At 76.1% G+C, this 3,612-nt stretch carries 4 protein-coding genes and 1 pseudogene; all 5 read right to left on the bottom strand.

The features are described 5' to 3' along the window. Positions 1-959 (bottom strand): metabolite traffic protein EboE (eboE, locus tag G5C65_RS33470; protein WP_165302817.1); only part of this gene is annotated, 959 nt, incomplete at its 3' end. 16 nt (positions 960-975) lie between these two features. After that, positions 976-1,839, bottom strand: a complete 864-nt coding sequence (locus tag G5C65_RS33465; RefSeq protein ID WP_165302820.1) for a TatD family hydrolase — start codon at positions 1,837-1,839, stop codon at positions 976-978. A gap of 5 nt (positions 1,840-1,844) precedes the next feature. Further along, positions 1,845-2,519, bottom strand: coding sequence for an EboA domain-containing protein (locus tag G5C65_RS33460; protein ID WP_165302819.1), 675 nt, complete (start codon positions 2,517-2,519; stop codon positions 1,845-1,847). Continuing rightward, the gene (locus tag G5C65_RS33455) at positions 2,519-3,439 is read right to left on the bottom strand and encodes a sugar phosphate isomerase/epimerase family protein (protein WP_338146784.1); all 921 of its coding nucleotides are present in this window, start codon (positions 3,437-3,439) and stop codon (positions 2,519-2,521) included. The genes G5C65_RS33460 and G5C65_RS33455 overlap by 1 nt, the downstream gene beginning before the upstream one ends. Beyond that, positions 3,436-3,612: pseudogene (locus tag G5C65_RS40575) on the bottom strand (SCO3242 family prenyltransferase); the annotation flags it as partial. The pseudogene G5C65_RS40575 and the gene G5C65_RS33455, both read right to left, overlap by 4 nt.

Raw genomic sequence — 3,612 nt, 5'->3', positions numbered from 1 at the left:
GGGCCGGCCAGCGCGACGTGCAGGGGGACGTGGAAGTGGGAGCGCCAGGGGCCCGACGCGGGCAGGGCGCCGGGGGCCAGGGCCTCGTGAAGGTCGTCCACGCCGTGGACGCCGGTCGCCGTGCGGGCCCGGGTCTGGTGGAGGAAGCGCGGCTCCGCGAAGTCCGCGAGGGCCCGGCGTACGCTCGCGTCGGCGGGGTCCTGGGCGTGCAGCGCGGCGGAGAGCTGGGCCTTGACGACGGGGACGCCGTCCCGGACGAGGGCCGGGACGGCCGTTCCGGGATCCTCGAAGGCGGTCGCGAGGTGGCAGGTGTCCAGGCAGACGCCGATCCGGTGCGGGGGCGGCGCCCCCGGCCCGGTCAGCGCGGCGCGCGCCTCGGCCGTGGTCTCCACGGTGCAGCCGGGCTCGGGCTCCAGGCCGACGCGGATCTCGCGGCCCGTCAGCTCGTGCAGCGCGTCGAGGCGCTGCGCCAGGGTGTTCAGCCGGGCGAGCGCCCCCGCGCGCTCCGGTGCGCCGAAGCCGGTGCGCCAGGCGAGCGGGAGCGTCGAGACGGTGCCCTCGGCGGCGTCGTCCGGAAGCAGCGCGGTGAGCAGCCGGGCGAGGTCGGCGGTGTGGTCCAGCCGCTCGTCCTCGGTCCAGTCGGGGCGGTAGACCCGGTACTTGACGCGCTGCTCGCCGAACCCCCGGTACGGGAAGCCGTTGAGGGTGACGACCTCCAGCCCGGCCCGGTCGAGCGCGGTGCGCAGCCCGCGGACCGCGCCCGGGTCGCGGGTGAGGGCGCGGGTGGCGTCGCGGGCCAGCCAGAGGCCGATGCCGAGCCGGTCGCGGTGCAGCCGGCGGCGTACCGGCTCGGCGTACTCGGTGAGCTGGCGCAGCACGCCGTCGAGGTCCTCGGCGGCGTGCACGTTGGTGCAGTAGGCGAGGTGGACGGTGGTGCCGTCGGGGTGCCGGAAGCGCATGGGCCCGCCCGCCCCCTCACTCGCCGCCGCGCAGGATGGAGTTGCCCTCGTGGGTGGCGGCGGCGTCCGCCGCTGTGGGCGCGGGGATCCCGGGGCGCAGCCGTCCGCTCTGCCCGTAGAAGGCGACGGGGTTGCGCCACAGCACCTGATCGACGTCGTCGTCGGTGAATCCGGCGGCGAGCATGGCGTCCCCGACGTGCCGGGTCTTGAGCGGGTCGCTGCGGCCCCAGTCGGCGGCGGAGTTGACCAGCACCCGCTCCGTGCCGTGCACCCGGAGGATGCGGATCATCCGGTCGGTGTCCATCTTGGTGTCGGGGTAGATGGAGAAGCCGAGCCAGCAGCCGCTGTCAGTGGCGGCGCCTAGGGTGGTCTCGTTGAGGTGGTCGAGGACGACGCGCTCCGGGGGCAGTCCGGAGGAGCGGAGCACGTCGAGGGTGCGGGTGAGGCCGGCCGCCTTGTCGCGGTGCGGGGTGTGGACGAGGGCGGGGAGGTCGTGGTCGAGGGCGAGCTGGAGCTGGGCGGCGAGGGCGGTGTCCTCGGCGGGGGTCATGGAGTCGTAGCCGACCTCTCCCACGGCGACGACGTTGTCCTTGAGCAGATAGCGGGGCAGCGCGTCGAGGACGGGGGTGCAGCGGGGGTCGTTGGCCTCCTTGGGGTTGAGGGCGAGGGTGCAGTGGTGGGCGATGCCGTGCTGGGCGGCCCGGAAGGGCTCCCAGCCGAGGAGGGAGTCGAAGTAGTCGAAGAAGGAGGCGGGCGACGTGCGCGGCTGGCCGAGCCAGAAGGAGGGTTCGACCAGCGCGCGGACCCCCGCCTCGTACATGGCGGAGTAGTCGTCGGTGGTCCGGGACGTCATATGGATGTGGGGGTCGAAGATGCGCATCGCTCTCACGGCCTCTCGGTGCGGGGGTCTTCGGTGAGCTTGAGGGCGTGGTGCAGGTCGGCGGGCACCTCGCGGCCCGCCGCCGTGCGCTCGCGGGCGTAGTCGGAGAGCATCCGGGCCAGTTCGCCGTCGCCCCGGGCCCGGCCCTCCAGCTCGGCGACGCTGCTCAGCGGCACTCCGGTGAACAGGCACTTGAGCACCCCGTGCCGCCACTGGTGCGCGTCGAGGTGCGCGGCGGCGTAGGAGCCGAGGGCCGCGGTGATCAGCTCGGTGTCGTTGCTGCGCAGCGCGTCCTCGACGAGGGCGAGCGCGGCGGAGGTCTCGGGAGGGGGGTCCAGATGCGGCAGGGCGAGCAGCACGGCGCGGCGCTCGGCGGCGCTGCCGTGGCCGTAGAGGCGGGTGAGCGCTTCCGCGTCGGGGCCCGCGGCGTGCAGCAGCAGCACCCGGGCCGTGTCGGTGAGCGCCGCGGCATCGGCGGGGGCGGCGCCGGGCGCGGGGGCGCAGTGCCGTCCGGCGGTCGCGAAGTGCCGCTCCCACGGCGGGAGTCCGGCGGCCGCGCCCGGCCCCGGGGCGCGCGGCGCGTCGGCGGCCTCGGCGAGGGCCCGGTGCAGCCAGTCCCGGGACCGGGCGTCGAGCTGCACTTCGAGTCCGGTACGGAGCGAGGCGAGAGGGGTCAGCATCATGCGGTCTCTCCCTTCTGCGGTACGGCGGCTCGTGCGCGGTCCTCGGGGGCGTCCCGCCGCGCGGACCGTTCGGCCGCGCGGAGGAAGTCGAGGGAGGTGCGGGCGCGTTCGGGGCCGGCGTGCGAGTCGCGCGGGAGCTCGACGGTGACCAGTGCGTCGTAGCCGCTGTCGCGCAGCGCCGCCAGCACCGGCGGGAAGTCGATCTCCCCCTCGCCGAACGGCAGATGCTCGTGCACGCCGCGCCGCATGTCCTCGATCTGCACATGCCGCAGCCAGGGCGCGGCGGCGCGGACGCACTCCTCGGGGGGCTCCGGCTCCAGGCACTGGCAGTGCCCGACATCCAGGGTGAGGCCGAGCAGTTCGGGGCCGCCCAGCGCGGTGCGCAGCCGGTGGAACCCGGCCAGGTCGTCGAGCAGATGGCCGGGCTCGGGCTCGATGGCGAGCGGCACCCCGGCGGCGCGTGCGGCGTGCAGCACGGAGCCGATGCCGTCCGCGAGGCGCTGCCAGCCCTCGTGCGGCGAGGTGCCGGGGGGCAGCGGGCCGCTGAAGCAGTGCACGGCGTGCGCGCCGAGGTCGGCGGCCACCCGCACCGCCTTGAGCAGCAGTTCCGTGCGCGCTGCGCGGGCCTCCGCGTCCGGGTCGAGCAGGGTGGGGTGGTGCTTGCGGCGCGGGTCGAGGACATAGCGGCCGCCGGTCTCCACGGTGGCGGTCAGCCCGTGGCGGTCCAGCGCGCGGGCGACCCGGACGCTGCGGGCGGCGAGGTCCGGGGCGAGGGGGTCGAGGTGCATGTGGTCGAGGGTGAGCCCGACCCCGTCGTAGCCCAGGTCGGCGAGGAGGGCGAGGGCGTCGGTGAGGCGCAGGTCGGCCAGGCCGTTGGTGCCGTAGGCGTAGCGCAGCGGGGCGCTGCCGGTGCTCACGTCGGGCTCACCTTCCGGGAGAGGCGCCGGGCGAGCGGGAGCAGCCCGAGCAGGCCCGCCGCGGTGCCGCCGCGCCCCGCGAGGGCCGACTGGAGCGGGATCATGGCGCGGATGCCGCTGCCGACGGCTCGCTGGAGCAGCGGCGGGGAGGGGTTGAGCGCCGCGTGCAGGAG

The organism is Streptomyces boncukensis, assembly GCF_011045075.1.
GTDB classification, from domain to species: domain Bacteria; phylum Actinomycetota; class Actinomycetes; order Streptomycetales; family Streptomycetaceae; genus Streptomyces; species Streptomyces boncukensis.
Note: the sequence above shows the minus strand (reverse complement) of the source record. Positions and strands in the feature narration are given on the sequence as shown.